Raw genomic sequence first — 22,915 nt, forward strand, 5'->3', positions numbered from 1 at the left:
GCTCCCAAGTCAGGACTCATAGCACGCAATTTCGACGAACGTGCGGTATCAGCAATCCAAAGTCGTCTGCCGCTCCCATTCGGTGAGCTGACGGCAGTGCTCATTCCAGTCGCTGTGTTTGAGCTTGAGATACGATCCGACCACGACCTCGCCGAGTTGATCCTTCAACACCGCGGACGCTTCGAGCGCGCGCAATGCATCGAGCAGGTTCAGCGGCAGCTGCTTTGCCTTCGGCGCCTTCGCGCCTTCCGTATACATATTGATGTCGAGGCGCGGGCCGGGATCGCGGCTGTTGGCCATGCCGTCGAGGCCGGCGGCCAACAGCGCCGCAGGCAGCAGATACGGATTGACCGCGCCGTCGGGCAGACGGAATTCAAAACGACCAGCATCGGGAATGCGGATCATATGCGTCCGGTTGTTGCCGCCGTAGGTCACCGTATTCGGCGACCACGTCGCGCCGGAGAGCGTGCGCGGCGCATTGATGCGCTTGTAGGAATTCACCGTGGGATTGGTGATGGCGCAAACCGCTTCGGCCGAATGAACGAGGCCGCCGATGAAGTGATAGGCGGTCTTCGACAGGCCGAGTTCACCGGCCTCATCTTCAAATACGTTGGAGCCATCCTTGGTCGACCAAAGCGACGCATGGACGTGGCAGCCGTTGCCAGTGAGATTGGCAAACGGCTTCGGCATGAAGGTCGCCTTGTAGCCGTGCTTCTCGGCGATCGACTTGACCATGAACTTGAAGAACGCGTGACGATCGGCGGTCTTCAGCGCGGTGTCGAACTCCCAGTTCATCTCGAACTGGCCGTTGGCGTCTTCATGGTCGTTTTGATAGGGCTTCCAGCCGAGCGAGATCATCGCGTCGCAGATTTCAGCGACGATCTCGTAGCGCCGCATCAGTGCCTGCTGGTCGTAGCACGGCTTGGCCTGCTGATCGGCGGGATCGGAGATCGCGGTACCGTCCGGCGAGATCAGGAAGTACTCGCATTCGACGCCGGTCTTGAGTTCGACACCCTGCTCCGCCGCCTTCGCAATGAGGCCTTTCAGCACCTGACGTGGATTCTGCGCCACGGGCTTGCCGCCCATATAGAGATCCCCCGTGACCCAGGCGACGCCGGGCTTCCATGGCAGCAGCGTCAGCGTATCCATATCCGGCATCACGAGCACGTCGGGATCGGCCGGCGTCATATCGAACCAGGCCGCGAAACCGGCAAAGCCAGCGCCGGACTTTGCCACGCCGTCCATGGCCGTGGCCGGCACCAGCTTGGCGCGCATGCCGCCGAACAGATCGACAAAGGCAATCAGGAAATATTTGAGATCGTGCTGTTTGGCTAGTTCGGTCCAGGTCGTCATTGACACGCGCTCCGAAGGTCATCCAGCCATAATGGCTCGTTAGATATTGCTGCCGGGAATCCAGTTCGTCCCCGCGAGAGGGACCCTCGCCATGGCCGCCGACTCCATTGTCAGCGCCACCAGATCTTCCGGTTCGAGATTGTGGACGTGGCTCTTGCCGCAGGCGCGTGCGATGGTCTGCGCTTCCAGCGTCATCACGGAAAGATAGTTTGCGAGCTTGCGGCCGGCGATCACGGGATTGAGCCGCGCGGCCAGCAAAGGATCCTGCGTTGTGATGCCCGCGGGATCGCGGCCCTCGTGCCAGTCGTCATAGGCGCCGGCCGTAGTGCCGAGCTTCTGATATTCGGCTTCCAGTGCGGGGTCGTTATCACCGAGCGCGATCAATGCAGCCGTGCCGATCGCCACCGCATCCGCGCCGAGCGCGAGACACTTGGCCACGTCAGCTCCATTGCGGATGCCACCGGACACGATGAGCTGCACCTTGCGATGCATGCCCAAGTCCTGCAGCGCCTTTACCGCCGGCGGGATCGCGCACATGGTGGGCAGGCCGACATTCTCGATGAAGACGTCCTGCGTCGCAGCCGTCCCGCCCTGCATGCCGTCGAGCACGATGGCATCGGCGCCGGATTTCACAGCGAGCGCGATATCGTAATACGGGCGTGAGGCACCGACCTTCACGTAAATGGGGATATTCCAGTCGGTGATCTCGCGCAGTTCCTGGATCTTGATTTCGAGATCGTCGGGCCCGGTCCAGTCCGGATGCCGGCACGCCGAACGCTGGTCGATTCCCACCGGCAAACGGCGCATGCCGGCGACGCGCTCGGTAATCTTCTGGCCGAGCAACATGCCGCCGCCACCGGGCTTGGCACCCTGCCCGACCACGACTTCAATTGCATCGGCCTTACGCAGGTCGTCCGGATTCATGCCGTAACGCGACGGCAGCACCTGATAGACCAGCAGATCGGAATGACCACGTTCTTCCGGGGTCATGCCGCCGTCGCCCGTGGTCGTCGACGTGCCCACCGCCGATGCGCCGCGGCCGAGTGCTTCCTTGGCAGGGCCGGACAGCGCACCGAAGCTCATGCCGGCGATGGTGATCGGAATCTTCAGATGGATCGGCTTCTTGGCGAAGCGCGCGCCGATGACGACATCGGTGGCGCATTTCTCGCGGTAGCCCTCCAGCGGATAGCGGCTGATCGAGGCGCCAAGAAACAGCAGGTCGTCGAAATGCGGCAGCTTGCGCTTGGCGCCGGCGCCGCGAATGTCATAGATGCCGGTCGCGGCAGCACGACGGATTTCCGCGATCGCGGCATCATCGAAGGTCGCGGACTTGCGCGGCGGCGTATGGATCCAGCGGTCTTGCGCGCTCATCAGTAGGACCCGACGTTGTCGATGTGGAAGTGATAGAGCTTTCGCGCGGAGCCATAGCGTTTGAACTCGTCCGGTCTGACGCCCTCGACGCCGGCCTCATCGAGCAGCTTCTTCAGCTCGACTTTGTGTTCGTCATTCAACGGCTTCTCGATGCAATCGGCGCCGAGGCTCGTGACCGTTCCGCGCACGAAGAGCTGCGCCTCATAGATGGAATCGCCGAGCGCTTCGCCGGCATCGCCGAGCACCACGAGTTTTCCGGCCTGCGCCATGAAGGCCGAGAGATGGCCGACCGAGCCCTTCACGACGATATCGATGCCCTTCATCGAGATGCCGCAGCGCGCCGAGGCATTACCGTCGATCACGAGCAGGCCGCCATTGCCGCTGGCGCCCGCCGCCTGCGAGGCATCGCCGGTGACGTGCACGCGGCCCGACATCATGTTTTCGGCGACACCCTGCCCGGCATTGCCGCGCACGGTGACGCGCGCCTGCTTGTTCATACCGGCGCAGTAATAGCCGACGTGACCGTCGATCTCGATCTCGACCGGAAAATCGAGACCGACCGCGATATTGTGCTGGCCGCGCGGATTGCTGACGGTCCAGTGCGTCGCGTTGGTGTTATCAGTCAGCGCATGCAGCGCGCTGTTGAGTTCGCGCAGCGGCGAGGACGCAAGATCAACCGAAGGCATCAGTGCCGCTCCCACAAATAAACTTTGGCGGGTTCGGGCTCCCAGACCTTGGCGACGTCGATGCCCGGCAGATCGACCAGCGCACGATATTCGGTGCCGAAGGCGACCCAGCGATCGGTCTCGGCCATCACGGCTGGCTTGCAGGCAATGGGATCGCGCAGCACGCCGAAGCCGGTCTCGGTGCCGATGACGAATGTGTAGAAGCCATCGAGCGCGGACAGCGACGACGTCATCGCATCCTGCAGCGAAGCACCGGCGGCCATTTGCGATGAGATATAGCCGGCGGCGACCTCGGAATCATTTTCGGTGCGGAACGTCATGCCCTGGCGGATCAACTCGCGGCGAACGTCATTGTGGTTCGACAACGAACCGTTATGCACGAGGCACTGGTCCGTGCCCGTGGTGAAGGGGTGCGCGCCATTGGTGGTCACTGCGGACTCAGTCGCCATGCGGGTGTGGCCGACGGCATGGGTGCCGGCCATCGCGTTCAGACCGAAGCGCTTGGCCACGTCAGCGGGCAGACCGACTTCCTTGAACACAGCCATGCGCTTGCCGCGCGCAACCATGTCGACGTCTTTCATGCCGAGGAGCACAGATGCGACAGCAGCCTCGCGATCGGTGGGAACGCTGATGACGGCGTGGGTATCGTGCACCTGATACGAAATCGGTGCGCCGGCGATTTTACCAAGCGATGCCATCAGTTCAGCAAAATCGAACGACGGCGCAGCGCGCAGCGTCAGCTTGATCTGTCCGGCATCGCCGTCGCCATAAACAGCAAAGCCTGCAGAGTCAGGGCCGCGATCGCTCAGCGCTTCCAGCATGCCGGAGAGCAACCCGCCTAATTCGGGGGCCAGCTTTTGATCTTTCAGAAACAGACCGGCAATGCCGCACATGGCTCGCGTCTCGCTCGTTGAATGCGCGTGGACCTTGCCCGAAACAAAACCGCCATGTCAACCACAGAGAAAATAGTTTTCCTGACAAGAAATATTGCTATTGTCGGGAAATCAACGCTGCAGGAAACGCCATCGTGAAAGCGAAACCGAAGACAACGAAATCATCGCCCGCGCGCTCAAAGCTGGAGGAGCTGCGCACCGGTTCGAACGCGCCGCTGGAAGTCGGTGGCTCGCTGGAATCCAAGATCGGCAATGAAGTGCGGCAGCTCCGCAAGGAGCTGGAGCTGACGGTGGCCGAGCTCAGCACATCGGCGGGCATCTCGACCGGCATGCTGTCAAAGATCGAGACCGGCAGCATCTCCGCATCACTGGGCACGCTGAATGCACTCTCAAAAGCGCTCAACGTTCCGATCTCCAGATTCTTTCGCGAGACTGAGGAAGAGCGCGATTGCTCTTTCGTGAAAGCCGGTACGGGCGTCAAGATCGAGCGACGCGGCACCAAGTCCGGCCATCACTATCAACTGCTTGGCCAGTCGATCCACGGCGAGCTCGGCGTCGAGCCCTATCTGATCACGCTGAACGAGGATGCCGAGGCCTATAGCAACTTCCGCCATGCCGGCGTCGAGATGATCTACATGCTGACCGGCAAGGTGCGTTATCGCCACGCCGATCAGACCTATCTGATGGAGCCCGGCGACACGCTGTTCTTCGACGCAGCCGCGCGGCACGGCCCGGAAGAACTGGTGAAGGCGCCTATGACGTATCTGTCTGTGATTATTTATCCGCGGCGGAGCTAGGCCTCACTTCGCCTTGCTCTTCCCCGACATCCGGTCCTGCGACGGTGGCACATCGAAGGCCCGCCGATACATCCGTGCGAAATGGCTGGCGCTGGCGAAGCCGCATTCGGCCGAGACCTCGACCACCGGCATACTGGTCTGCTGCAGCAGTGCACGAGCTTTCCCGAGGCGCAGGGTCAGGTAATGCTGCTCAATGGTTACGCCGAGATGTGCGGTGAACAGCCGCTCGAGCTGGCGCACGGACACGCCGGCCGTTTTTGCCAGCTCGTCGCGCGGCGCAGGGCTGGCCAGACGCCGTTCCATCACGGTGATCGCCGAGAGCACGGCGCGATTGCTGGTGCCGAGGCGCTCGCGCAATGAAATGCGCTGGCTGTCGTCGCCGAGACGCACGGCGGTTTGCAGAAACCAGTCACTGACTTTCGCTGCCAGTGCCTGGCCGTGATCGCGGCGGATGATGGCATGCATCATGTCGAGCGCGGCGACACCACCGGCGCAGGTGAGCCGGTTGCTATCGATCTCGAACAGCGTACGCGTCGGCTCGATCTCGGGAAAGGCCTCGATGAATGCATCGAGATGCTCCCAATGGATCGTGCAGCGAACGCCATCGAGTATGCCGGCCTTGGCCAGAATGAACGGCCCACCGGAGACGCCGCCGATGGCGCAGCCCGAGCGCGCGAGGCGACGTAGCCACGCCAGCGTCTTGGCATCATCGAAACCAGCGGGATTGCCGCCGGCACAAACCAGCACCGTGTCGTAACGCACGCTGTCGGCAATGGTGTGATCGGACGCCACCGACAATCCGTTCGACGCCAGAATCGCGTCGGCGCCGGTCGAGATCTGCAGCCACTGATACAGTTTCTTGCCGGCTAGCACATTGGCGGCGCGCAGCGGTTCGATCGCCGAGGCGAAGGACATCAGCGCGAAGCCGTCGATCAGAAGAAAGCCGACGCGGTGGGGCTGGGCCATAGATTTGAAGACTCAGTTTCCGCGCCCGTTCAGATCATAGCTGCAGCGTTACGCCCACTCGCCCTTACGGAACACCGGCACGCGACGGCCGTCGGCGTGGGCACCGTCGATGTCAATCTCGCCGGAGCCGATCATCCAGTCGATATGGATGAAGCTCTTGTTGCCGCCCTGCGCCGCGATCTGCTCGGGCGTGAGATCGCCGCCATTGACGAAGCACTTCGAATAGCACTGGCCGAGCGCGATATGGCAGGCGGCATTCTCGTCGAACAGCGTGTTGTAGAACAAGAGGCCACTCGCCGAGATCGGCGACGAATGCGGCACCAGCGCCACTTCACCGAGCCGACGCGAGCCTTCGTCGGTGTCGAGCACCTTGTTGAGCACTTCCTCGCCGCGTGAGGCCTTGGCCTCGACGATCTTGCCGCCCTCGAAGCGCACCGCGATGTCGTCGATCAGCGTGCCTTGATAGGATAGCGGCTTGGTCGAGCGGACATGGCCGTCGACACGCGCGGCATGCGGTGTGGTGAAGACTTCCTCGGTCGGGATATTGGCGTTGCAGATGATGCCGTTCTTGGCCGTCGATGCGCCGCCTTCCCATTCATGACCATCTGCAAGACCCACCACGAGATCGGTGCCCGGCCCGGTGAAATGCAACGCGTGGAAGCGCTGCGCGTTCAGCCATTCGGTGCGGCTACGCAACGCCGCATTGTGCTTGGCCCAGGCGGCGATGGGATCGGCATTGTCGACGCGCGACGCCGCGAAGATCGCATCCGCAAGCTTCTGCACGGCAACGTCGTCCTCATCGCCAGGAAACACCTGCTTGGCCCACGACAACGTCGGATAAGCGATGATATTCCAGTTGATGTCGAAGCCGGCGATCTTCTGCAGCGCCGGCTGATAGGCGATGGAATTCGCCTTGCTGGCGCGCGAGACCTTGGCGGGATCTTCGTTCGACAGCAGCATCGGATTGTCGCCAACGATGGCGAGGCGCGCCGTGTTGTTGCCGAGCGCTTTGGCCATGCCCTCATAGAGCCAGCCGGCGGCGCGATCGAAGCTCACATCGTGACCGTAGCGGTAGCGCGCCAGCGTCATCTCTTCATCGGAGAAGAACGGCGTCACCAATCCGGCGCCGGCCTTGTAGGCATGTTCAGCGATCTTGCGCACCAGCGGCAGCGCCGCGGCGGGGCCGGTCAGCAGCAGATCCTGCCCCGGCGCCAGTTGCAGCCCGACTTTCACGGCGACCTCGGCCAGACGGTCGAGCTTCACGGGATCAATAGGGGTGGACAAATTGCGCTGGTGAACGGTCATGCAGAGGCCCTGACTGGTGTGAACGTAGCTGGACCGAATGTAGGCGCAGATGCGCCTTGCCGCCAGCCGGTCCGCCGCAGGGCTTACCGGACGCCTACGACAGCCCGGACTGCGGGACGAGGGCCTGGTAATGGGCCAGCGCGTAAAGCCTGATCGCCGAGGACAGGTTGTTCTGCTGTCGGTTCTTGTCGATCTCGCCGACGAGCTGCGACATCGTGATCCGGCGCATGCCGGCGATCTCCTTCAGCGCCGTCCAGAACGCCTCTTCGAGGCTGACGCTTGTCTTGTGTCCGGCGACGACGATCGATCGCTTTACGACGGGTGATTTCACCGCGCCTTCTCCATTTCCACCCAGTGATCGGTTTCTTTTCAGCCAGCTTATACGGATTGAAACCTGCGGCAACAGATCAGATCATCCAACCTTAGACGAGTACTCACACACAACCTCTCGATCACGACACAACCTCTACGGAACTATCGATACGTTGCCTTCGTGGCGCGCATTGGGCAGAAGCAGCATCGCGCACGCCTCTGGATCAAACTCCCGATCGTCCCGATGAATTCCGCCACGCCTGAACTCCCCGATGCCCAGCACGCCGCTGATCAGATCGATCGCTGGATGAAGGAGCACGCCGTCTTCGCGCTGCTGATGGAGCATTCCGACAATGCATGTTCTGCGCTGCGGCAGTTTGCAACGATCAACTGCAACCATGGCCAGCATAACGTCGCTATCGACGCGCTTCTTGCTGCACTTGCACTGATGCCGACGGACGTCACCGCCTGGCGTGAGCTCGCGACGGACTATCAATTGAGCGGTCGCGACGAACTGGCGGAAGCAAGTGCGTTGCGCGCGCTCGCCATCGATCCGGACCACGCGACGACATGGCTGCAATATGCGAGCCTCGCCTACCGGCTGCAGCGTATCGATGATGCTGAAGCGGCCTATCTGCGCGCTCTGTCGGGCGATGCCTCGCTTGGCGACGCTCATCTCGGCCTGGGCGTGCTGTATCTCGGCTCCCGCCGTCCCGAGCAGGCGATCATGCATCTGCAATACGCACTATCCTGGGGCGGCATCGACGCGGTCACGCATCTTTGCCTCGGACAGGCCTTCTACATGGCCGGCCGGTTTTGCGAGAGCGCCGATGCCTTGACGATCGCAAACGGATTTGTGCCGCTGGAAGGCGTGACGCTGCGTCTCTACGCCCGCGCGCGTACCTTTGCTTCGATGCTGGACGGCGACATTCAGGGCGCAATCACCCGCTACCCGACACTTGCGGGACAGGAGACCGAGCCATTGGATGAGGTCTTGCGCACCGCATTCGCGTTGTTCAGCGCCTATGGCATGCATGAAGCCGCTGCCACGGTCGGACGACTGCGACTGGAAGGCCAGCCGGACGATCCCGTGCAGCGCTACTTGCTGGATGCCGTCGGTGGACAGACACATGATCGCGCACCGGCAGCCTATGTGGAGGCGCATTTCAACGAATTCGCCGAGGGCTTCGACAGCAAGCTTGTGGACATTCTTGGCTACAAGGTGCCGCAGCAACTCGCCGATATGATTGCGTCCTGCCGACCGACACTTGCGACCCTTCTGGATCTCGGCTGCGGAACGGGGTTGGCTGCAGAGCCACTCGGGCGGTTCGGCGCGCGACTGACCGGCATCGACCTGTCGGAGAAGATGCTCGCCATCGCAACACGGCGGAACGCCTATCACGACCTTATCAAGGCCGATGTCGTGAGCTATCTCGCGGACAGCCCGCGCAGCTTCGACCTCGTCTTCGCTGCCGATCTTCTGATCTATCTCGGCCGGCTGGACGAACTCATCGGCCTGATTGCGTGCGCGCTCCCTCCGGGCGGCTTCTTCGCAGCAAGCATCGAGGGCGCGGGTCACGGCGACTTCACGCTGCTCTCGTCAGGCAGGTTCGCCCATAGCGAGACATATTTCGAAACCTGCGCCGCGAAGGACTTCGAAATCGTATGCAAGGAGAATTCCGAGCTGCGCCTCGAAGCAGGGCGCCCCGCCCTCGGCACGCTTTATGTGCTGCGTCGCCGTGCCCGGCCGAGCACCGAGAACGGCCAGCTCACCACCGCAACAAACCACCAATAAATTGACGAGATCTTCGCCAAGCGCGCGTCCGCCTTCGAACCTGTTGTCTGCACAGATCGGGAGCCACCTCGAACCTGAAGCGCACCGCACAAGATTTAATCACCTGCCTAGGAAATCAGTAATGCCGCTCGTTTTAATGGCACGACTGATCTGCGACAGCCGAGCTCATTTAGAAATAGTCGAAAAATCAGAATGTTAGACGACAGGTACGTTGGCACGCCATTTGCTAATAACATCTACGTCAATGATGACCGCCGTCCGCCGGATGCTGAAACCGCTGCTGGTTTCAAGCGCAGGGACACAGCTCGCTTCCTGATTGTCAGGTGCGAAGCGGTCATCGTGACTCCATCCCTACCGGGTTTGGTGTGCGAGTTCCTGTTTCCGATCGACAGCGGTCCAAACAGGTTTGCACATGCTCGATCAACCGAATGCAAAGAAGCTGAAGCTCGTCATCCTCGGCAACGGCATGGCCGCCGGCCGCGTCATGGACGAGCTGTTCGCACGTGCACCAGACCGCTACGACGTAGTGGTGTTCGGCGCGGAGCCGCGTGTTAATTACGACCGCATCATGCTGTCGCCGGTGCTCTCCGGCGAGAAGGCATATGACGACATTCTGATCCACACCGATGAGTGGTACGCGACCAACAAGGTTGATCTCAGGCGCGGCGAACTCGTCGTCGCGATCGATCGCGTTGCGAAAACCGTCACCACACAGTCCGGCGCGGTCGAAGCTTATGACACGCTGATTATCGCAACCGGCTCGAAGCCGATTCTTATTCCAGTACCCGGCGCGGAGCTGCCCGGCGTCGTCACCTATCGCGATCTCGACGACGTCAACTTGATGCTCGATGCAGCCGGTAAGGGCGGCCACGCTGTCGTCATCGGCGGCGGCTTGCTCGGCCTCGAGGCCGCAGCCGGTCTGGCCATGCGCGGCATGACAACAACCGTTGTCCATCTGATGCCAACACTGATGGAGCGCCAACTCGATCCCAATGCCGCTTATCTGTTGCAAAAGGCGATCGAGGCGCGCGGCATCGAGGTGCTGACCGGAGCCAACACAGCAGCCATCCTCGGTGACACATGTGTCGAGTCAGTCCGGCTCGACGATGGTCGGACCCTACCGGCCGATCTCGTCGTGATGGCGGTCGGCATCCGCCCGAACACCGCACTCGCCAAGCTCGCCGACCTCAACGTCAAGCGCGGCATCGTCGTGAACGACCATCTACGAACCAGCGACGACAACATCTATGCGGTCGGCGAGTGCGTCGAGCATCGCGGCCAGTGCTACGGCCTTGTCGCGCCCCTGTATGACATGGCGAAGACCCTCGCGGCGACCCTCGCCGGGGAGACCGTTGACGGCTATATCGGTTCGACCACCTCGACCAAGCTGAAAGTCACCGGCGTAGACCTGTTCTCGGCCGGCGATTTCGCCGAAGGCGACGTCAAGGATGAGATCGTGCTACGCGATCCTGCCCGCGGCATCTACAAGCGTGTCGTCTTGCGCGACGACCGCATCATCGGCGCGGTGCTCTATGGCGATACGGCCGACGGCTCGTGGTATTTCGACCTGCTCAAAAAGAACGTCGATATCGGCGCCATGCGCAACGCTCTGATCCTCGGCCAGGCCTATCAGGGCGGCGTCGCACTCGATCCGGTCGCTGCTGTTGCAGCGTTGTCGGACGATGCCGAAATCTGCGGCTGCAACGGCGTGTGCAAGGGCGCAATCACCCAGGCGATCGCCGCCCACGGCCTCACCACCCTCGACGATGTGCGCGCCCGCACCAAGGCATCAGCGTCCTGCGGCCAGTGCACGGCGAAGGTGGAATCGCTGCTCGCGGCCACGCTTGGCGACAACTACTCCGCCGCCGGCCGCAAGCCGATGTGCAAATGCACTGACCTCACCCATAGCGAAGTCCGTGGCTTCATCCTCTCGAAGGAGTTGAAGTCCGTTCCGGCCGTGATGCAGGAACTGGCGTGGAAAACCTCCTGCGGTTGTCCGTCCTGCCGCCCCGCGCTGAATTATTACCTGCTCTGCGCGTGGCCGGGCGAGTATGCCGACGATGCGCAGTCGCGCTACATCAACGAGCGCGTCCACGCCAACATCCAGAAGGACGGCACCTTCTCCGTTGTGCCGCGCATGTGGGGCGGCCTGACCACTCCTGACGAATTGCGCGCCATCGCCGACGTCGCCGACCGCTTCAAGATTCCGACGGTGAAAGTCACCGGCGGCCAGCGCATCGATCTGCTGGGCGTACGCAAGGAAGACCTGCCTGCCGTGTGGGCGCAGCTCAACAGTGCGGGCCTCGTCTCCGGCGCAGCCTATGCCAAGGGCCTACGTACGGTGAAGACCTGCGTCGGCTCCGAATGGTGCCGCTTCGGCACACAGGACTCGACCGGTCTCGGCGTCAAACTCGAGCGCTTCATGTGCGGCTCATGGGCGCCTGCGAAGGTAAAGCTCGGCGTCTCCGGCTGCCCGCGGAACTGCGCGGAATCCACGGTGAAGGACATCGGCGTGATCTGCGTCGAATCCGGCTACGACATCCACATCGCCGGTGCGGCGGGCCTGCATGTCCGCCAGACCGATCTGCTTGGCCATGTCGATACGGAGGACGAGGCGATCGAATACATCGCTGCCTTCATGCAGATGTACCGCGAGGAAGCGGGCTATCTCGAACGCGTCTGGAAGTGGGTCGAAAACGCCGGCCTCGACAAGGTACGTGCGGCGATCATGGATGATGCCGACAACCGTCGCGCGCTGCTGGCGCGCTTCGAGAAATCACAGCGCGCGGTCCGCAAGGATCCCTGGGCCGAACGCGCCGCCGGCCGCGAACAGCATGAATTTACGCCGCTTGCAACACTCAACTCGATTATAGCCGTCCCGGCAGAATGAACATGACAATGGCCCCATCCAACGACTTCTGGTTCGACGTCGGCCCACTGCGCGCGATCCCGCAACGCGGCGCGCGCACGGTGAAGACTCCGCGGCGCGAGATCGCGGTATTCCGCACCGCCAGCGACGAGGTGTTCGCGCTGGAAAATCGCTGCCCGCACAAGGGCGGTCCGCTTAGTGAAGGCATCGTACACGGTCGCAAGGTCGCCTGCCCACTGCACAACTGGATCATCAACCTCGATGATGGCGAAGCCTCGGGCGCTGACAAAGGCTGCGCGCGCAGCTTCCCGGTCAAACTCGAGAACGGCCGCATCTATCTCAACATGAGCGTCGCCGCCGCCCCATAGGTGCACGCCACATCAACCGACCCCGCTCCAAAGAAAGTTTTCAAGTAATGGCCTATCTCGTCCCTTCAGAATTCGTGACCAAAATGGTGGATGCCGGCGAATCCAAGATTTTCATGTCCACGCGCGACACCATCATCCGCGCCTTCATGGCCGGCGCTATCCTGGCACTCGCCGCGGTGTTTGCCGTCACCGTCACGGTGCAAACAGGCTATCCGATCATCGGCGCGATCCTCTTCCCGGTCGGCTTTTGTATGCTCTATCTGCTCGGCTTCGACCTGCTCACTGGTGTCTTCGTGCTGACGCCTCTGGCATTGCTTGACAAGCGCCCCGGCGTCACTGTCGGCGGCGTGCTGCGCAATTGGGGGCTCGTCTTCATCGGCAACTTCATGGGTGCGATCATCGTCGCCATCATGATGTCAATCGTGTTCACCTTCGGTTTCTCGACGCCGCCGGACAAGGTGGGTCAGGTGATCGGCCATATCGGCGAAGGCCGCACGCTCGGCTATGCGCAGTATGGCGCAGCCGGCATGCTGACGCTGTTCATCCGCGGCATGCTCTGCAACTGGATGGTCTCAACCGGCGTGGTCGGCGCGATGATCTCAACGACCGTCAGCGGCAAAGTCATCGCGATGTGGATGCCGGTCATGGTCTTCTTCGCGATGACGTTCGAGCATTCGATCGTCAACATGTTCCTGTTCCCTGCCGGCCTGATGCTCGGCGGCAAGTTCACGATCATGGATTACATCATCTGGAACGAGATTCCGACCGTGCTCGGCAACCTCATTGGCGGCCTGACCTTTACCGGCCTGACGCTGTATGCCACACACATCAAGACAGGCCCGAAGCGCACTGCTAGTCTCGCCCACTAGGCTGATCCGCAATCCTCGCAACACGACGCCCCGGCTTCTCCAGTTGGGGCGTCATTTTATTAGCGTGACCCATGCCGCGTGAATTGACGATTTCGATCGGCCAGCATTCGGACAGGGGCCGCAAGGACACCAATCAGGATTTCCACGGCGCCCTGATTCCGACCGAGCCGCTGTTGAGCCTCAAAGGCATTGCCGTCGTCATCGCCGACGGCATCAGCAGCAGCGCGGTCAGCGGCGAAGCCAGCGAATCTGCGGTCAAGTCGTTTCTCACCGACTATTACTGCACCTCTGAATCCTGGTCGGTGAAGACATCGGCACAGCGCGTCATCGCTGCAACCAATTCATGGCTGCAATCTCAGACGCAGCGCGGCCGCTACCATTACGACAAGGATCGCGGCTATGTCTGCACGCTGAGTGCAATGGTGATACGCGCCCGCGCAGCGCACATCTTTCATGTCGGCGATTCCCGCATCTATCGCGTATCGGACCGCGCACTCGAGCAACTCACCACCGACCACCGCGTCGTGATCTCGGCCGAGCAGAGCTACCTCGCTCGCGCGCTTGGGATAAATCCGCAAATCGAGATCGACTATCAAGCCCTGCAGATCGATGCCGGAGATGTCTACGTCCTCGCCACCGACGGAGTCTATGATTTCGTCGGGGCGCGCTTCATCACTTCGGCGATCGCCGATCACGCCGACGATCTCGACGCCGCCGCGAAGTCGATCGTCGACGAGGCCTATGCACAGAACAGCCCGGACAACCTCACCGTACAGATCGTACGGATCGATGCGGCGCCGGACGGCGAGGCCAGCGACATTCTGATGTCGCAATTGCCGCTGCCACCGCTGCTTGAAGCCCGCATGGCGTTCGACGGCTACAGGATCGTACGCGAACTGCACGGCAGCAGCCGCAGCCACATCTATCTCGCAGTCGATGTGGAGAGCGGCGAACAGGTTGTCATCAAGATTCCGTCAATCGATCTGCGCGACGACCCGGTCTATCTCAAGCGGTTCATGATCGAGGAATGGGTGGCGCGGCGGATCGACAGCGCGCATGTGCTGAAGCCGTGCCGACAGTCGCGCAAGCGCAACTACCTCTACATCGTCGCCGAATTCATCGAAGGCCAGACGCTGAAGCAGTGGATGCTCGACAATCCGAAGCCGGATTTGGAAACCGTGCGCGGCATCATCGAGCAGATAGCACGCGGCTTGCAGGCGTTCCATCGGATGGAGATGATCCATCAGGACATTCGGCCAGACAACATCATGATCGACAAGACGGGCACGGTGAAGATCATCGATTTCGGTTCGACCCGCGTCAACGGCGTCGCCGAAGCTGATTCACCCGGCAAGCACAGCGACATTCTCGGCACGCCGCAATACACCGCACCCGAGTTGTTTTTCGGCAAGCGCGCCACATCGCAATCCGACCTCTATGCGCTTGGGACCCTCACCTATCAGATGCTGTCCGGGACGCTGCCTTACGGAGCGGAGGTCGCGAAGGCGACGAACGCCGCGCAGCACCGCAAGCTGCGTTATCGATCGCTGCTCAACAATGCCAGCGATATTCCGGAATGGATCGACGGCGTGTTGCGTAAGGCCGTGCACGCCGACCCGGCGAAGCGCTACGACGAACTCTCCGAATATGTTTACGACCTGCGCAATCCGAAGGCGGAGTTTCTCAATCCGTCGACCGTGCCTCTCCTGGAGCGCAATCCGAACATGGTCTGGAAGGGCCTGTCGTTGCTGCTCGCTATAACTGTCATCGTATTGCTGTCGAGGCGCTAACGGCATCGCCAGTTGGCGCCTGCATCACTGCGGAAACCTCACATTCTTTCCCTGAAAGGCATCCGTCGCCACGGCGTAAAAACGAAAAGCCGCCCAGAGGGCGGCTTTTCGTTTTTACTGAAATATCAATTAGATGTTTGGTTGCGGGGATAGGATTTGAACCTATGACCTTCAGGTTATGAGCCTGACGAGCTACCGGGCTGCTCCACCCCGCGCCAAACCTTTCGGAAAACCAGAGACGAAACGAAGTCGGCCAACGCCAAGGCGTCGATCGATCCCAGTCCGGAGGCTTCCTGAGAAGGCAACCGGGGCAAAGCCCTCGGTGCGAGGGGTATGTACCAATGCCTGCCTGCTTTGGAAAGGGGCAGCGGCGATCTTTTTGCGCTTTTATGACGGTCCGGGAAAACGCCTGTCTGCCCTGTTTCGGCACAACCCGGCGCGGCCCGGATGCAACCGCCGAAACCGGCGTTTCAGGCCCGCTGGACGGGCTCTGGCGGCCTAATTCAGCAAAAAGCCGCCATCCACGGTCACGGTACTGCCGGTCATGTAACGCGAGGCCTGCGAGGCCAGCAGCAGGATGGCACCGTCGAGGTCGCTCTCATGACCGACCCGGCGCTGCGCGATGCGCTTGATCAGCTTCTCGCCCACGGGCGTGTCCCACGCGGCGTGGTTGATGTCGGTATCGATATAGCCCGGCGCCAGCGCATTGACGCGAATGCGGTGCGCGGCGAGTTCCAGCGCCAGTGCCCTGGTCGCCTGCACGATGCCCGCCTTGGAGATCGCATAAGGCGACACCGCCTTGGTCAGCCCGAATCCGAGGACCGAAGCGATATTGACGATATTGCCCTCCACTTTATGCGCGATCATGCGGCGCGCGGCTTCGGTCGCCGCGAAATAGGCGCCCTTGAGATTGGCCCCGATGACCGCGTCCCAATCCGCCTCAGTCTGATCGATGGCCATCTTCTCCACCGCGATGCCGGCATTGTTGATCAGCACGCGGACCGGCCCGAGCGCAGCTTCAGCGGCATCGAACGCGTTTGCGATCGAGGCATTGTCTGTGACGTCCATCGACACCGCGACAGCGCGGCCCCCCTTGTCCGTGATTTCCTTCTGCAGGCTCTCTAGCTTGCCCATTTGCCGCGCTGCGAGCACCACAGCTGCACCATGCGCGGACAGCACGCGCGCAAATTGTCGGCCGAGGCCCTGCGAGGCTCCGGTGATGAGGATGGTTTCTTTACTGACGTCGAATATCCCGGACATGGCATTTCCCTTTGATTTTGCCCTAGTGATACCCGGCCTTGCCGCGATCGCAAACCGGCGCGCTCCGCCGATTTCTTTGACGCGGAATTGCCGCATGGGGACGAAGCCGCGATGAACAGTTTCGATGTCGTCGTTTATGTCGGCCTGATCGTCGCCATGGTCATCGGCTTCCGCGCCGGCCTCTTGCGCAGCGCCGTGACCATCCTGGGCTATCTGCTGGCCATGCCGATCGCCGTCTGGATCACCGGGCTGATCGCGCCGCAACTGTCCGGCGCCGCCGCCGCTTCGACCACGCAAAATTCACTGCTGTTCTTCGCGATCTTTCTCGTGTCAGGCATCGTACTCGGCTCGCTGCTGCGCATGGCAATTAACGACGTGATCGGCCACGAGATCGGCATCGGCGACCGGCTCGGCGGCGCTTTGCTCGGCGCCATTCGCGTCGGCCTGATCGCGGTGACGCTGGTGCTGATCTTCGACCAGTTGGTGCCGGCCGACAGGCAGCCAGCCTATATGACCGGCTCACAGCTGCGGCCCCTGCTGTCGCTGGCCGGGCAGAAGGGCGTCAAATCGCTGCCGCCGGACGTGACGGCCACCATCGAGCAATGGAAACGCGCGCACCGGCTCTGACGGGAGCGCCCTTATCAGACCCCACCGGAACCGCTATAACGCGGCCCTCGGATTATCGAACTTCAGGAGTGACATCGTGGATCTTGGAATCAAAGGCCGCCGCGCGCTTGTCTGCGCATCCAGCAAGGGCCTCGGCCGTGGCTGCGCCGAAGCGCTGGCCGCAGAAGGCGTGCATGTCACGATGACTGCACGCGGCGGCGACGTGCTGGCTGCAGCCGCTGCCGATATCCGCAAGGCCTATCCCGGCGTCGAGGTCACTGAAGTCGTCGGTGACATCACCACGGTCGAAGGCCGCGAAGCTGCGCTGAAGGCAGCCGGCCAGATCGACATCCTCATCAACAATGCCGGCGGCCCGCCGCCCGGCGATTTCCGCAACTGGACCCGCGACGACTGGATCAAGGCCATCGACGCCAACATGCTGACCCCGATCGAACTGATCAAGGCGACGGTGGACGGCATGATGGAGCGCAAGTTCGGCCGCATCGTCAACATCACCTCGGCCGCCGTGAAGGCGCCGATCGATGTGCTCGGCCTGTCCAACGGCGCACGCAGCGGCCTCACCGGCTTCATCGCCGGCCTGTCGCGCAAGACGGTACGTGCGAACGTCACCATCAACGGCCTGCTGCCAGGCCCGTTCTACACCGACCGCCTGAAGGGCGTCGCCGCCGGACAGGTCAAGGCCACAGGTCTTTCGGTCGACGAGATCCTGGCCAAGCGCGCCGCCGAAAATCCGTCGGGCCGGTTCGGTCATCCCGATGAATTCGGTCAGGCCTGCGCCTGGCTGTGCAGTTCGAAGTCCGGCTTTATCACCGGCCAGAACATCGTGCTCGACGGCGGCGCCTTCCCCGGCACGATGTAAGTCGGCAGCATCTCAAGACGCAAAAAGGCGATCGGCTGCACGGCCGATCGCCTTTTCTTTTGGGTTACGTTATCAGTGGACAGGTGTGGTGCGTTCGCTCGACCAATCGACGCCGAATTCTTCCAGGCCTTCGGCGAGGAGATCGCCGAGCAATGGCTCGCCGAGCAGATAGCGCGCTGTGCGCCCGTTGCGGCCCTCTGCGGCCTCGCGGCGCAAGTCACTCCATTCATCGATGGTAGCGTCGCCGCGGCCCAACCGCATCAGGGCGACGAGATCGATCTGCTCGTCCTCGGTGAGCGCGCTGATGAAGCCTGCGATCTCCCGCGCCACGGGATCCTCGCCATTGTCCTCCAACACATCGGTCATGTCGTCGTCCGCGCCATTGGAGCCGGAATCGGGATCCGAGGCGATATCCTTGGCATCGAACTGCCGGGCCTTCTCGATCAGGAAGCCCACTTTCTCGGATGAAATCGCTAGTTCTGGCATCGCACGCTCCTCGCTGCAGGGCCCGGTGTTCCACTCTGACAACGCGCAGCCCCGCGAGATGATCCATTGCGCGCCACGCCGGAAACCCGCATCTTTCCAGCCCTAAAAAGAACAATGGGGTGAACGCCTGATGCAATGGACGGTCGGCAAAGTCAGGATCACGCAGATCATCGAAGGCGAGACGATTGGCAGCACACGCTTCATTCTCCCGCAGGTCGGCCCCGATGAGGTCCATGCGCTGCCGTGGCTGATGCCGGAATTTGCAACTCCTGAAGGCCGGCTGAAAATGTCGATCCATGCGCTGGTGGTGGAAACGCCGACGCAAAGGATCATAGTCGATACGTGTCTCGGCAACGACAAGCAGGGCCGTTCGGTGCCGACCTGGAATAATCTGCACACGCCGTTCCTCGAAAACATGACGGCGGCGGGCTTCGCGCCGGACAGTATCGACACGGTGCTGTGCACGCATCTGCATGTCGATCATGTCGGCTGGAACACAAAACTGGTCGCTGGCCAATGGACGCCGACATTCCCGAATGCACGCTATGTGTTCGGGCAGCACGAATACAACTACTGGGCGGCGCATAGCGATACGGCGTCGCATCTCGCCGTGTTCAACGATTCCGTAAAGCCGATCGCCGATGCCGGGCTGATGGATCTCGTTGCCAGCGATGCGCAACTCTCGGACGAGGTCACGCTGATCCCGACACCGGGCCACAGCCCCGGCCATATGAGCGTGCATATCAAATCCGCGGGCGAGGAAGCGCTGCTGACCGGCGACGCCGCACATCATCCGGTGCAGATGGCGCATCTCGACTGGTCGTCCACGGCGGATGCCGATCCCCTGCAATCCGCCGTATCGCGGCGCGCATTGTTCTCGCGTTTTGCGGATACGCCGACACTGGTGATCGGCGGTCACTTCGGTGCCGGCCACATCATGCGCGAGGGCGATGCTTTCAGATTTGCCGCGCTGCAGCACTGATTTTTGCGGCTCTGACCTTTCTGTCGCGCGGTTGAATTTCCCCGCGCCCTGTTCCACAACCTTTCAGGCAAGCCCCAAGGGAGACGACAATGAAACTCGTAAGATACGGCGCGTTCGGCAGCGAAAAGCCGGGACTGATCGACAAGGACGGCAAGCTGCGCGACCTCTCCGGCCAGGTGAAGGATCTGGCTGACGATGCGTTCGCACCTGCCAATCTTGCCAAGCTCGCTGCGCTCGACCCGGCGTCGCTGCCTGCCGTAAGCGGCTCGCCGCGCATTGGCTCGCCCGTTGGCGGCAAGCCGAAATTCATCGCCATTGGCCTGAACTATGCCGACCACGCTGCGGAATCCGGCATGCCGATTCCATCGGAGCCCATTGTCTTCATGAAGGCGCTCAACAGCCTGTGCGGCCCCAATGACGATGTGGAAAAGCCCCGCGGCTCGACCAAGCTCGACTGGGAAGTCGAGCTCGCCATCATCATCGGCACCAAAGCCAAATATGTGACCGAAGCCGATGCGCTGAAGCATGTCGCCGGCTACAGCGTCTGCAATGACGTTTCCGAGCGCTTCTTCCAGATCGAGCGCGGCGGCCAGTGGACCAAGGGCAAGTCGCACGACACGTTCGGCCCGCTCGGCCCGTGGCTGGTGACATCAGATGAAGTCGGCGACGTGCACAAGCTCAGCATGTATCTCGACGTCAATGGCAAGCGCTGCCAGACCGGCTCGACCGCGACCATGATCTTCAATGTGCCGCAGATCGTGTCGTATCTGTCCGGCATGATGACGCTGATGCCCGGCGACATCATCACCACGGGCACGCCGCCCGGCGTCGGCCTCGGCATGAAGCCGCCGAAATTCCTCGAAGTCGGCGACGTCATGACGCTCGGCATCGAGAAGCTCGGCGAGCAGAAACAGAAAGTGGTTGCGGCTTAAGGCCTATCACTCTCCTCGTCATTGCGAGGAGCGAAAGCGACGAAGCAATCCAGAAGGCCACAAAGCAAGGACTGGATTGCTTCGCTGCGCTCGCAATGACGACCAATAGAACTGAGTAAAGGACCAAAAATGAAGCTGACTTTTTCACCGGGCTCGCCCTTCGCACGCAAGGTGCGCATCGCAGCGATCGAACTCGGGCTGATCGACAAGATCGAACTGGTGGCGGCTTCGGTCGCGCCGACGCAGAAAAACGAGACCTATTCCCATGACATCAGCCCGGTCAGAAAATTGCCGGCGCTAATCCTCGACGATGGCAATGTCATCGTCGACTCCTACGTCATCACCGAATATCTCGACGAGCTCGCCGGCGGCAACAAGCTGATCCCGGCCGCGGGTCCGGTGCGCTGGAAAGTGAAGAGCGAGCATTCGATGCTGCAGGGCATGACGGATGCGATGCTGCTCTGCCGCTACGAGGTCGGCGTGCGCCCGAAAGAGTTTCTGTGGCAGGCTTGGTATGACGATCAGTGGGATCGCGCCTGGCAGGGCCTCACGCGTTTCGAAAACCATCCGGACATTCTGACGCGTCCGCTGGATGCGGCGCAGATCGCGCTCGTCTGCGTGCTCGGTTATGCCGACTTCCGCTTCCCGGATTGCGGATGGCACAAGGCGTTCCCGAAACTCGACGCTTTCCACAACAAGATGCTGCAGCGGGAATCGGTCAAGATCTCCGTTCCGCCAAAGGGTTAAGGTCGAAAAGCGGCCTGACGCAATTTCACCTCAGCTTGCGAAAATCCTGCGTCAGGCCTGCGGTAATCTTGCGGCAGGTCTAATCGAACAGCGAGGGCGTGTGATTCACATACGCGCCCTCGATGGCGAGCATCTTGAGCTTGGTCTCGACGCCGCCATTGGCCGAAAATCCGCCCGGCTTACCGCCGGCAGCCAGCACCCGGTGACACGGCACGATCACCGGACACGGATTTTGCCCCATCGCCTGCCCGACATTGCGTGACAGTTCGACACCGCCGAGCTTCTTGGCGATATCGCCATAAGTCAGCGTTGCGCCCGGCGGGATCTGGCGGGCAATCGCATAGACGTTGCGATTGAATTCGGGGACGTCGGTGAGATCGAGATCGATATCGAGAAGATTGACCGGCTTGCCGGTCATCAGTTCGACGATACCGTCGATGGCGGCCTGTATCGCCGGCGGCGGTGCGGCTTCGACGACCTCCGCATGGCGCTGCTTGATGCGCACACGGGTCTGTTTTTCGTCCGGCTGCGGCAATTGCACAGCAACGATGCCACGATCGGCCCATGCGATGCCGCAACGGCCGATGGCGGTGTCGAAGAGAGTGAACTGAACGTCGGTCATATGAGCCTCCATCGATCGCATCAGCATCCGATGTGGTGAGGTCCGGAGTTTGCGACGATCTTCAGCCATTCGCCACCCGATTCCGGAGCGGCGAGCAGCTTTGTCTCAGCTCTGCTCGCGCGATGGCATTGAGGCGGCCTTGTGGATAAAAGCCTGGCCGAGCATGTCGAGGATTTCCTTGGTGGCCACGAACATGAACACACCCGCCTCGGTGTCGAAGGAGATGCCGACCACGGTCGGATCGGGCTGGAAGTCCAACAGGCTGTAGCCCTTCAGCGGGAGGGCGGGAACTTCTTTCGGATTCGACATGTCGGTCTCCCGCGTCAGTGAAAGGCTCGTGAAAGCCGGAATAACGAGGGCTTAGACAACAATTCGGAGCACGCCAAGGCGTTATTTCGTAGCGCTGGCCAGGCCTCCAACGACAATCGGGACCGCACTGCGGCCCCGATCTTCAGAAGTCCAAGCCGTGCGATGGCAATGGCGGACTTACTCGTCGTTCTGCATCGCTGCGGCCAGCTTGTCGTAATATTTGCCGACGAGGTCGATATTGCCCTTGTTCTCGACTGCTGGCGGCGGCGATTTGAGCGCGGCGTTGAGATCGGCGAGCGCGGCCTTCTTGTCCTTGGCCGGCATTTTCTTGTCGGCCTGCACGGCCGCGATCTGCTGCTTGAACACCACTTCGGGGCCGACATATTTCTTGGTCTGCGGATCGAAGCCACCCAGCACCAGCATGATGTTTTCGACGACGTCGTTGTAGTCGCCGTAGTTCGCGAAGCCGTTTTTCTTGGCGACGTCATCGAGCTGCGCGACCACTTTGGGATCCGGCTTGTCAGGTGCCTGCTGTGGCAGCTTGGCGGTCACCGCATCAAGATCCTTCTGCGCGGCCAGCACCTGCTCGATCTGCTTGTCGGTCAGCGCAATCTGCTTTGGCGCCGGCGCATTTTGCGCGGGAGCTGCGGTGGGTGCCGGTGTGGGCGGCGTCTGTTTTGCGGCGGGCTGTTTCTGCGCCTGCGCATATGCGGCGCC

The 22,915-nt window shown here is 61.7% G+C and carries 23 protein-coding genes and 1 tRNA gene (1 of these 24 cut by a window edge); 11 read left to right on the plus strand and 13 right to left on the minus strand.

From position 1 onward, the window contains the following. Nucleotides 1-48: 48 nt before the first annotated feature. The 4 genes from glnT to AB7813_RS16605 are packed head-to-tail and all read right to left on the minus strand — an operon-like array spanning nucleotide 49 to nucleotide 4,303. Entirely contained in the window at nucleotides 49-1,353 is a 1,305-nt protein-coding gene (gene glnT / locus AB7813_RS16590; protein ID WP_439059887.1) for a type III glutamate--ammonia ligase, read from the minus strand. 39 nt (nucleotides 1,354-1,392) lie between these two features. Continuing rightward, entirely contained in the window at nucleotides 1,393-2,724 is a 1,332-nt protein-coding gene (locus AB7813_RS16595) for an FMN-binding glutamate synthase family protein (protein WP_184512087.1), read from the minus strand. Then, a complete protein-coding gene (locus AB7813_RS16600; protein ID WP_231079108.1) occupies nucleotides 2,724-3,410 on the minus strand; it encodes a protein glxC in 687 nt (228 codons plus the stop codon). The genes AB7813_RS16595 and AB7813_RS16600 overlap by 1 nt, the downstream gene beginning before the upstream one ends. Then, nucleotides 3,410-4,303 carry a class II glutamine amidotransferase gene (locus AB7813_RS16605; protein WP_231079106.1) on the minus strand — a complete coding sequence of 298 codons (894 nt, stop codon included), beginning with the start codon at nucleotides 4,301-4,303 and terminating at the stop codon, nucleotides 3,410-3,412. Before AB7813_RS16605 ends, AB7813_RS16600 begins: the two co-directional genes overlap by 1 nt. 134 nt (nucleotides 4,304-4,437) lie before the next feature. Between AB7813_RS16605 and AB7813_RS16610 the strand changes: the two genes are divergently transcribed. After that, the gene (locus tag AB7813_RS16610; RefSeq protein ID WP_115032930.1) at nucleotides 4,438-5,100 is read left to right on the plus strand and encodes an XRE family transcriptional regulator; all 663 of its coding nucleotides are present in this window, start codon (nucleotides 4,438-4,440) and stop codon (nucleotides 5,098-5,100) included. Between the two features lie 3 nt (nucleotides 5,101-5,103). On the opposite strand, the gene AB7813_RS16615 is transcribed toward AB7813_RS16610, so the two are convergent. The 3 genes from AB7813_RS16615 to AB7813_RS16625 all read right to left on the minus strand — a co-directional run bounded on the left by AB7813_RS16615 (nucleotide 5,104) and on the right by AB7813_RS16625 (nucleotide 7,702). Further along, nucleotides 5,104-6,066, minus strand: a complete 963-nt coding sequence (locus AB7813_RS16615) for a GlxA family transcriptional regulator (RefSeq protein WP_115032928.1) — start codon at nucleotides 6,064-6,066, stop codon at nucleotides 5,104-5,106. A 48-nt stretch (nucleotides 6,067-6,114) separates the two neighbouring features. Beyond that, a complete protein-coding gene (locus AB7813_RS16620; protein ID WP_439065092.1) occupies nucleotides 6,115-7,371 on the minus strand; it encodes an aminopeptidase in 1,257 nt (418 codons plus the stop codon). Nucleotides 7,372-7,465: 94 nt separating this feature from the next. Beyond that, nucleotides 7,466-7,702: a ribbon-helix-helix domain-containing protein gene (locus tag AB7813_RS16625; protein WP_089265762.1), complete on the minus strand. Its 237-nt coding sequence runs from the start codon at nucleotides 7,700-7,702 to the stop codon at nucleotides 7,466-7,468. A 225-nt stretch (nucleotides 7,703-7,927) separates the two neighbouring features. Here AB7813_RS16625 and AB7813_RS16630 point away from each other — a divergent pair, with 225 nt between their 5' ends. From AB7813_RS16630 to AB7813_RS16650, 5 genes are all read left to right on the plus strand, one after another. Beyond that, nucleotides 7,928-9,478, plus strand: a complete 1,551-nt coding sequence (locus AB7813_RS16630; protein ID WP_441228243.1) for a methyltransferase domain-containing protein — start codon at nucleotides 7,928-7,930, stop codon at nucleotides 9,476-9,478. A 412-nt stretch (nucleotides 9,479-9,890) separates the two neighbouring features. Further along, a complete protein-coding gene (gene nirB, locus AB7813_RS16635; protein ID WP_439065094.1) occupies nucleotides 9,891-12,368 on the plus strand; it encodes a nitrite reductase large subunit NirB in 2,478 nt (825 codons plus the stop codon). 2 nt (nucleotides 12,369-12,370) lie between these two features. Continuing rightward, on the plus strand, nucleotides 12,371-12,715 hold the full coding sequence (nirD, locus tag AB7813_RS16640; protein WP_439065095.1) for a nitrite reductase small subunit NirD: 345 nt from the start codon (nucleotides 12,371-12,373) through the stop codon (nucleotides 12,713-12,715). 47 nt (nucleotides 12,716-12,762) lie between these two features. Then, nucleotides 12,763-13,584 (plus strand): formate/nitrite transporter family protein, encoded by an 822-nt coding sequence (locus AB7813_RS16645; RefSeq protein WP_439065096.1) that lies wholly within the window; start codon nucleotides 12,763-12,765, stop codon nucleotides 13,582-13,584. 71 nt (nucleotides 13,585-13,655) lie between these two features. After that, nucleotides 13,656-15,374 carry a protein kinase domain-containing protein gene (locus tag AB7813_RS16650; RefSeq protein WP_439065097.1) on the plus strand — a complete coding sequence of 573 codons (1,719 nt, stop codon included), beginning with the start codon at nucleotides 13,656-13,658 and terminating at the stop codon, nucleotides 15,372-15,374. A 138-nt stretch (nucleotides 15,375-15,512) separates the two neighbouring features. Here the strand turns inward: AB7813_RS16650 and AB7813_RS16655 are convergent. After that, a tRNA-Met gene (locus tag AB7813_RS16655) sits at nucleotides 15,513-15,589 on the minus strand. Between the two features lie 283 nt (nucleotides 15,590-15,872). Beyond that, on the minus strand, nucleotides 15,873-16,634 hold the full coding sequence (locus tag AB7813_RS16660; protein WP_439065098.1) for an SDR family NAD(P)-dependent oxidoreductase: 762 nt from the start codon (nucleotides 16,632-16,634) through the stop codon (nucleotides 15,873-15,875). 111 nt (nucleotides 16,635-16,745) lie between these two features. Between AB7813_RS16660 and AB7813_RS16665 the strand changes: the two genes are divergently transcribed. Together AB7813_RS16665 and AB7813_RS16670 are read left to right on the plus strand one after the other, a co-directional pair. Further along, on the plus strand, nucleotides 16,746-17,261 hold the full coding sequence (locus AB7813_RS16665) for a CvpA family protein (RefSeq protein ID WP_175367647.1): 516 nt from the start codon (nucleotides 16,746-16,748) through the stop codon (nucleotides 17,259-17,261). A 76-nt stretch (nucleotides 17,262-17,337) separates the two neighbouring features. Next, complete coding sequence (locus AB7813_RS16670) at nucleotides 17,338-18,120, plus strand: SDR family oxidoreductase (protein WP_175367646.1); 783 nt, start codon at nucleotides 17,338-17,340, stop codon at nucleotides 18,118-18,120. 72 nt (nucleotides 18,121-18,192) lie between these two features. Here AB7813_RS16670 and AB7813_RS16675 read toward each other — a convergent pair whose 3' ends face one another. After that, a complete protein-coding gene (locus AB7813_RS16675; RefSeq protein WP_439065099.1) occupies nucleotides 18,193-18,606 on the minus strand; it encodes a DUF3775 domain-containing protein in 414 nt (137 codons plus the stop codon). A gap of 130 nt (nucleotides 18,607-18,736) precedes the next feature. Here AB7813_RS16675 and AB7813_RS16680 point away from each other — a divergent pair, with 130 nt between their 5' ends. The 3 genes from AB7813_RS16680 to AB7813_RS16690 all read left to right on the plus strand — a co-directional run bounded on the left by AB7813_RS16680 (nucleotide 18,737) and on the right by AB7813_RS16690 (nucleotide 21,267). Further along, the gene (locus AB7813_RS16680) at nucleotides 18,737-19,588 is read left to right on the plus strand and encodes an MBL fold metallo-hydrolase (RefSeq protein ID WP_439065100.1); all 852 of its coding nucleotides are present in this window, start codon (nucleotides 18,737-18,739) and stop codon (nucleotides 19,586-19,588) included. Between the two features lie 89 nt (nucleotides 19,589-19,677). Beyond that, the gene (locus AB7813_RS16685) at nucleotides 19,678-20,520 is read left to right on the plus strand and encodes a fumarylacetoacetate hydrolase family protein (RefSeq protein ID WP_439065101.1); all 843 of its coding nucleotides are present in this window, start codon (nucleotides 19,678-19,680) and stop codon (nucleotides 20,518-20,520) included. Nucleotides 20,521-20,649: 129 nt separating this feature from the next. Next, a complete protein-coding gene (locus tag AB7813_RS16690; RefSeq protein WP_439065102.1) occupies nucleotides 20,650-21,267 on the plus strand; it encodes a glutathione S-transferase family protein in 618 nt (205 codons plus the stop codon). Nucleotides 21,268-21,346: 79 nt separating this feature from the next. On the opposite strand, the gene AB7813_RS16695 is transcribed toward AB7813_RS16690, so the two are convergent. The 3 genes from AB7813_RS16695 to AB7813_RS16705 all read right to left on the minus strand — a co-directional run. Further along, the gene (locus AB7813_RS16695) at nucleotides 21,347-21,889 is read right to left on the minus strand and encodes a methylated-DNA--[protein]-cysteine S-methyltransferase (protein WP_439065103.1); all 543 of its coding nucleotides are present in this window, start codon (nucleotides 21,887-21,889) and stop codon (nucleotides 21,347-21,349) included. A 105-nt stretch (nucleotides 21,890-21,994) separates the two neighbouring features. Beyond that, nucleotides 21,995-22,198: a hypothetical protein gene (locus AB7813_RS16700; protein WP_068729147.1), complete on the minus strand. Its 204-nt coding sequence runs from the start codon at nucleotides 22,196-22,198 to the stop codon at nucleotides 21,995-21,997. A gap of 177 nt (nucleotides 22,199-22,375) precedes the next feature. Beyond that, on the minus strand, nucleotides 22,376-22,915 hold the 3' portion of the coding sequence (locus AB7813_RS16705) for a hypothetical protein (RefSeq protein WP_068730369.1). 69 nt of this gene lie beyond the right edge of the window; only the last 540 of its 609 coding nucleotides appear in the window; its start codon lies beyond the right edge, outside the window — the gene reads right to left on this strand; it ends in the stop codon at nucleotides 22,376-22,378.

This window comes from Tardiphaga sp. 20_F10_N6_6 (assembly GCF_052076045.1).
GTDB lineage: Bacteria > Pseudomonadota > Alphaproteobacteria > Rhizobiales > Xanthobacteraceae > Tardiphaga > Tardiphaga robiniae.

What these genes read in the sequence shown, in the direction of transcription:
- glnT (WP_439059887.1), bottom strand. Translation starts at nt 1,353, where the DNA reads ATGACGACCTGGACCGAACTAGCCAAACAGCACGATCTCAAATATTTC.
- AB7813_RS16595 (WP_184512087.1), bottom strand. Translation starts at nt 2,724, where the DNA reads ATGAGCGCGCAAGACCGCTGGATCCATACGCCGCCGCGCAAGTCCGCG.
- AB7813_RS16600 (WP_231079108.1), bottom strand. Translation starts at nt 3,410, where the DNA reads ATGCCTTCGGTTGATCTTGCGTCCTCGCCGCTGCGCGAACTCAACAGC.
- AB7813_RS16605 (WP_231079106.1), bottom strand. Translation starts at nt 4,303, where the DNA reads ATGTGCGGCATTGCCGGTCTGTTTCTGAAAGATCAAAAGCTGGCCCCC.
- AB7813_RS16615 (WP_115032928.1), bottom strand. Translation starts at nt 6,066, where the DNA reads ATGGCCCAGCCCCACCGCGTCGGCTTTCTTCTGATCGACGGCTTCGCG.
- AB7813_RS16620 (WP_439065092.1), bottom strand. Translation starts at nt 7,371, where the DNA reads ATGACCGTTCACCAGCGCAATTTGTCCACCCCTATTGATCCCGTGAAG.
- AB7813_RS16630 (WP_441228243.1), top strand. Translation starts at nt 7,928, where the DNA reads ATGAATTCCGCCACGCCTGAACTCCCCGATGCCCAGCACGCCGCTGAT.
- nirB (WP_439065094.1), top strand. Translation starts at nt 9,891, where the DNA reads ATGCTCGATCAACCGAATGCAAAGAAGCTGAAGCTCGTCATCCTCGGC.
- nirD (WP_439065095.1), top strand. Translation starts at nt 12,371, where the DNA reads ATGACAATGGCCCCATCCAACGACTTCTGGTTCGACGTCGGCCCACTG.
- AB7813_RS16645 (WP_439065096.1), top strand. Translation starts at nt 12,763, where the DNA reads ATGGCCTATCTCGTCCCTTCAGAATTCGTGACCAAAATGGTGGATGCC.
- AB7813_RS16650 (WP_439065097.1), top strand. Translation starts at nt 13,656, where the DNA reads ATGCCGCGTGAATTGACGATTTCGATCGGCCAGCATTCGGACAGGGGC.
- AB7813_RS16660 (WP_439065098.1), bottom strand. Translation starts at nt 16,634, where the DNA reads ATGTCCGGGATATTCGACGTCAGTAAAGAAACCATCCTCATCACCGGA.
- AB7813_RS16665 (WP_175367647.1), top strand. Translation starts at nt 16,746, where the DNA reads ATGAACAGTTTCGATGTCGTCGTTTATGTCGGCCTGATCGTCGCCATG.
- AB7813_RS16675 (WP_439065099.1), bottom strand. Translation starts at nt 18,606, where the DNA reads ATGCCAGAACTAGCGATTTCATCCGAGAAAGTGGGCTTCCTGATCGAG.
- AB7813_RS16680 (WP_439065100.1), top strand. Translation starts at nt 18,737, where the DNA reads ATGCAATGGACGGTCGGCAAAGTCAGGATCACGCAGATCATCGAAGGC.
- AB7813_RS16685 (WP_439065101.1), top strand. Translation starts at nt 19,678, where the DNA reads ATGAAACTCGTAAGATACGGCGCGTTCGGCAGCGAAAAGCCGGGACTG.
- AB7813_RS16690 (WP_439065102.1), top strand. Translation starts at nt 20,650, where the DNA reads ATGAAGCTGACTTTTTCACCGGGCTCGCCCTTCGCACGCAAGGTGCGC.
- AB7813_RS16695 (WP_439065103.1), bottom strand. Translation starts at nt 21,889, where the DNA reads ATGACCGACGTTCAGTTCACTCTCTTCGACACCGCCATCGGCCGTTGC.
- AB7813_RS16700 (WP_068729147.1), bottom strand. Translation starts at nt 22,198, where the DNA reads ATGTCGAATCCGAAAGAAGTTCCCGCCCTCCCGCTGAAGGGCTACAGC.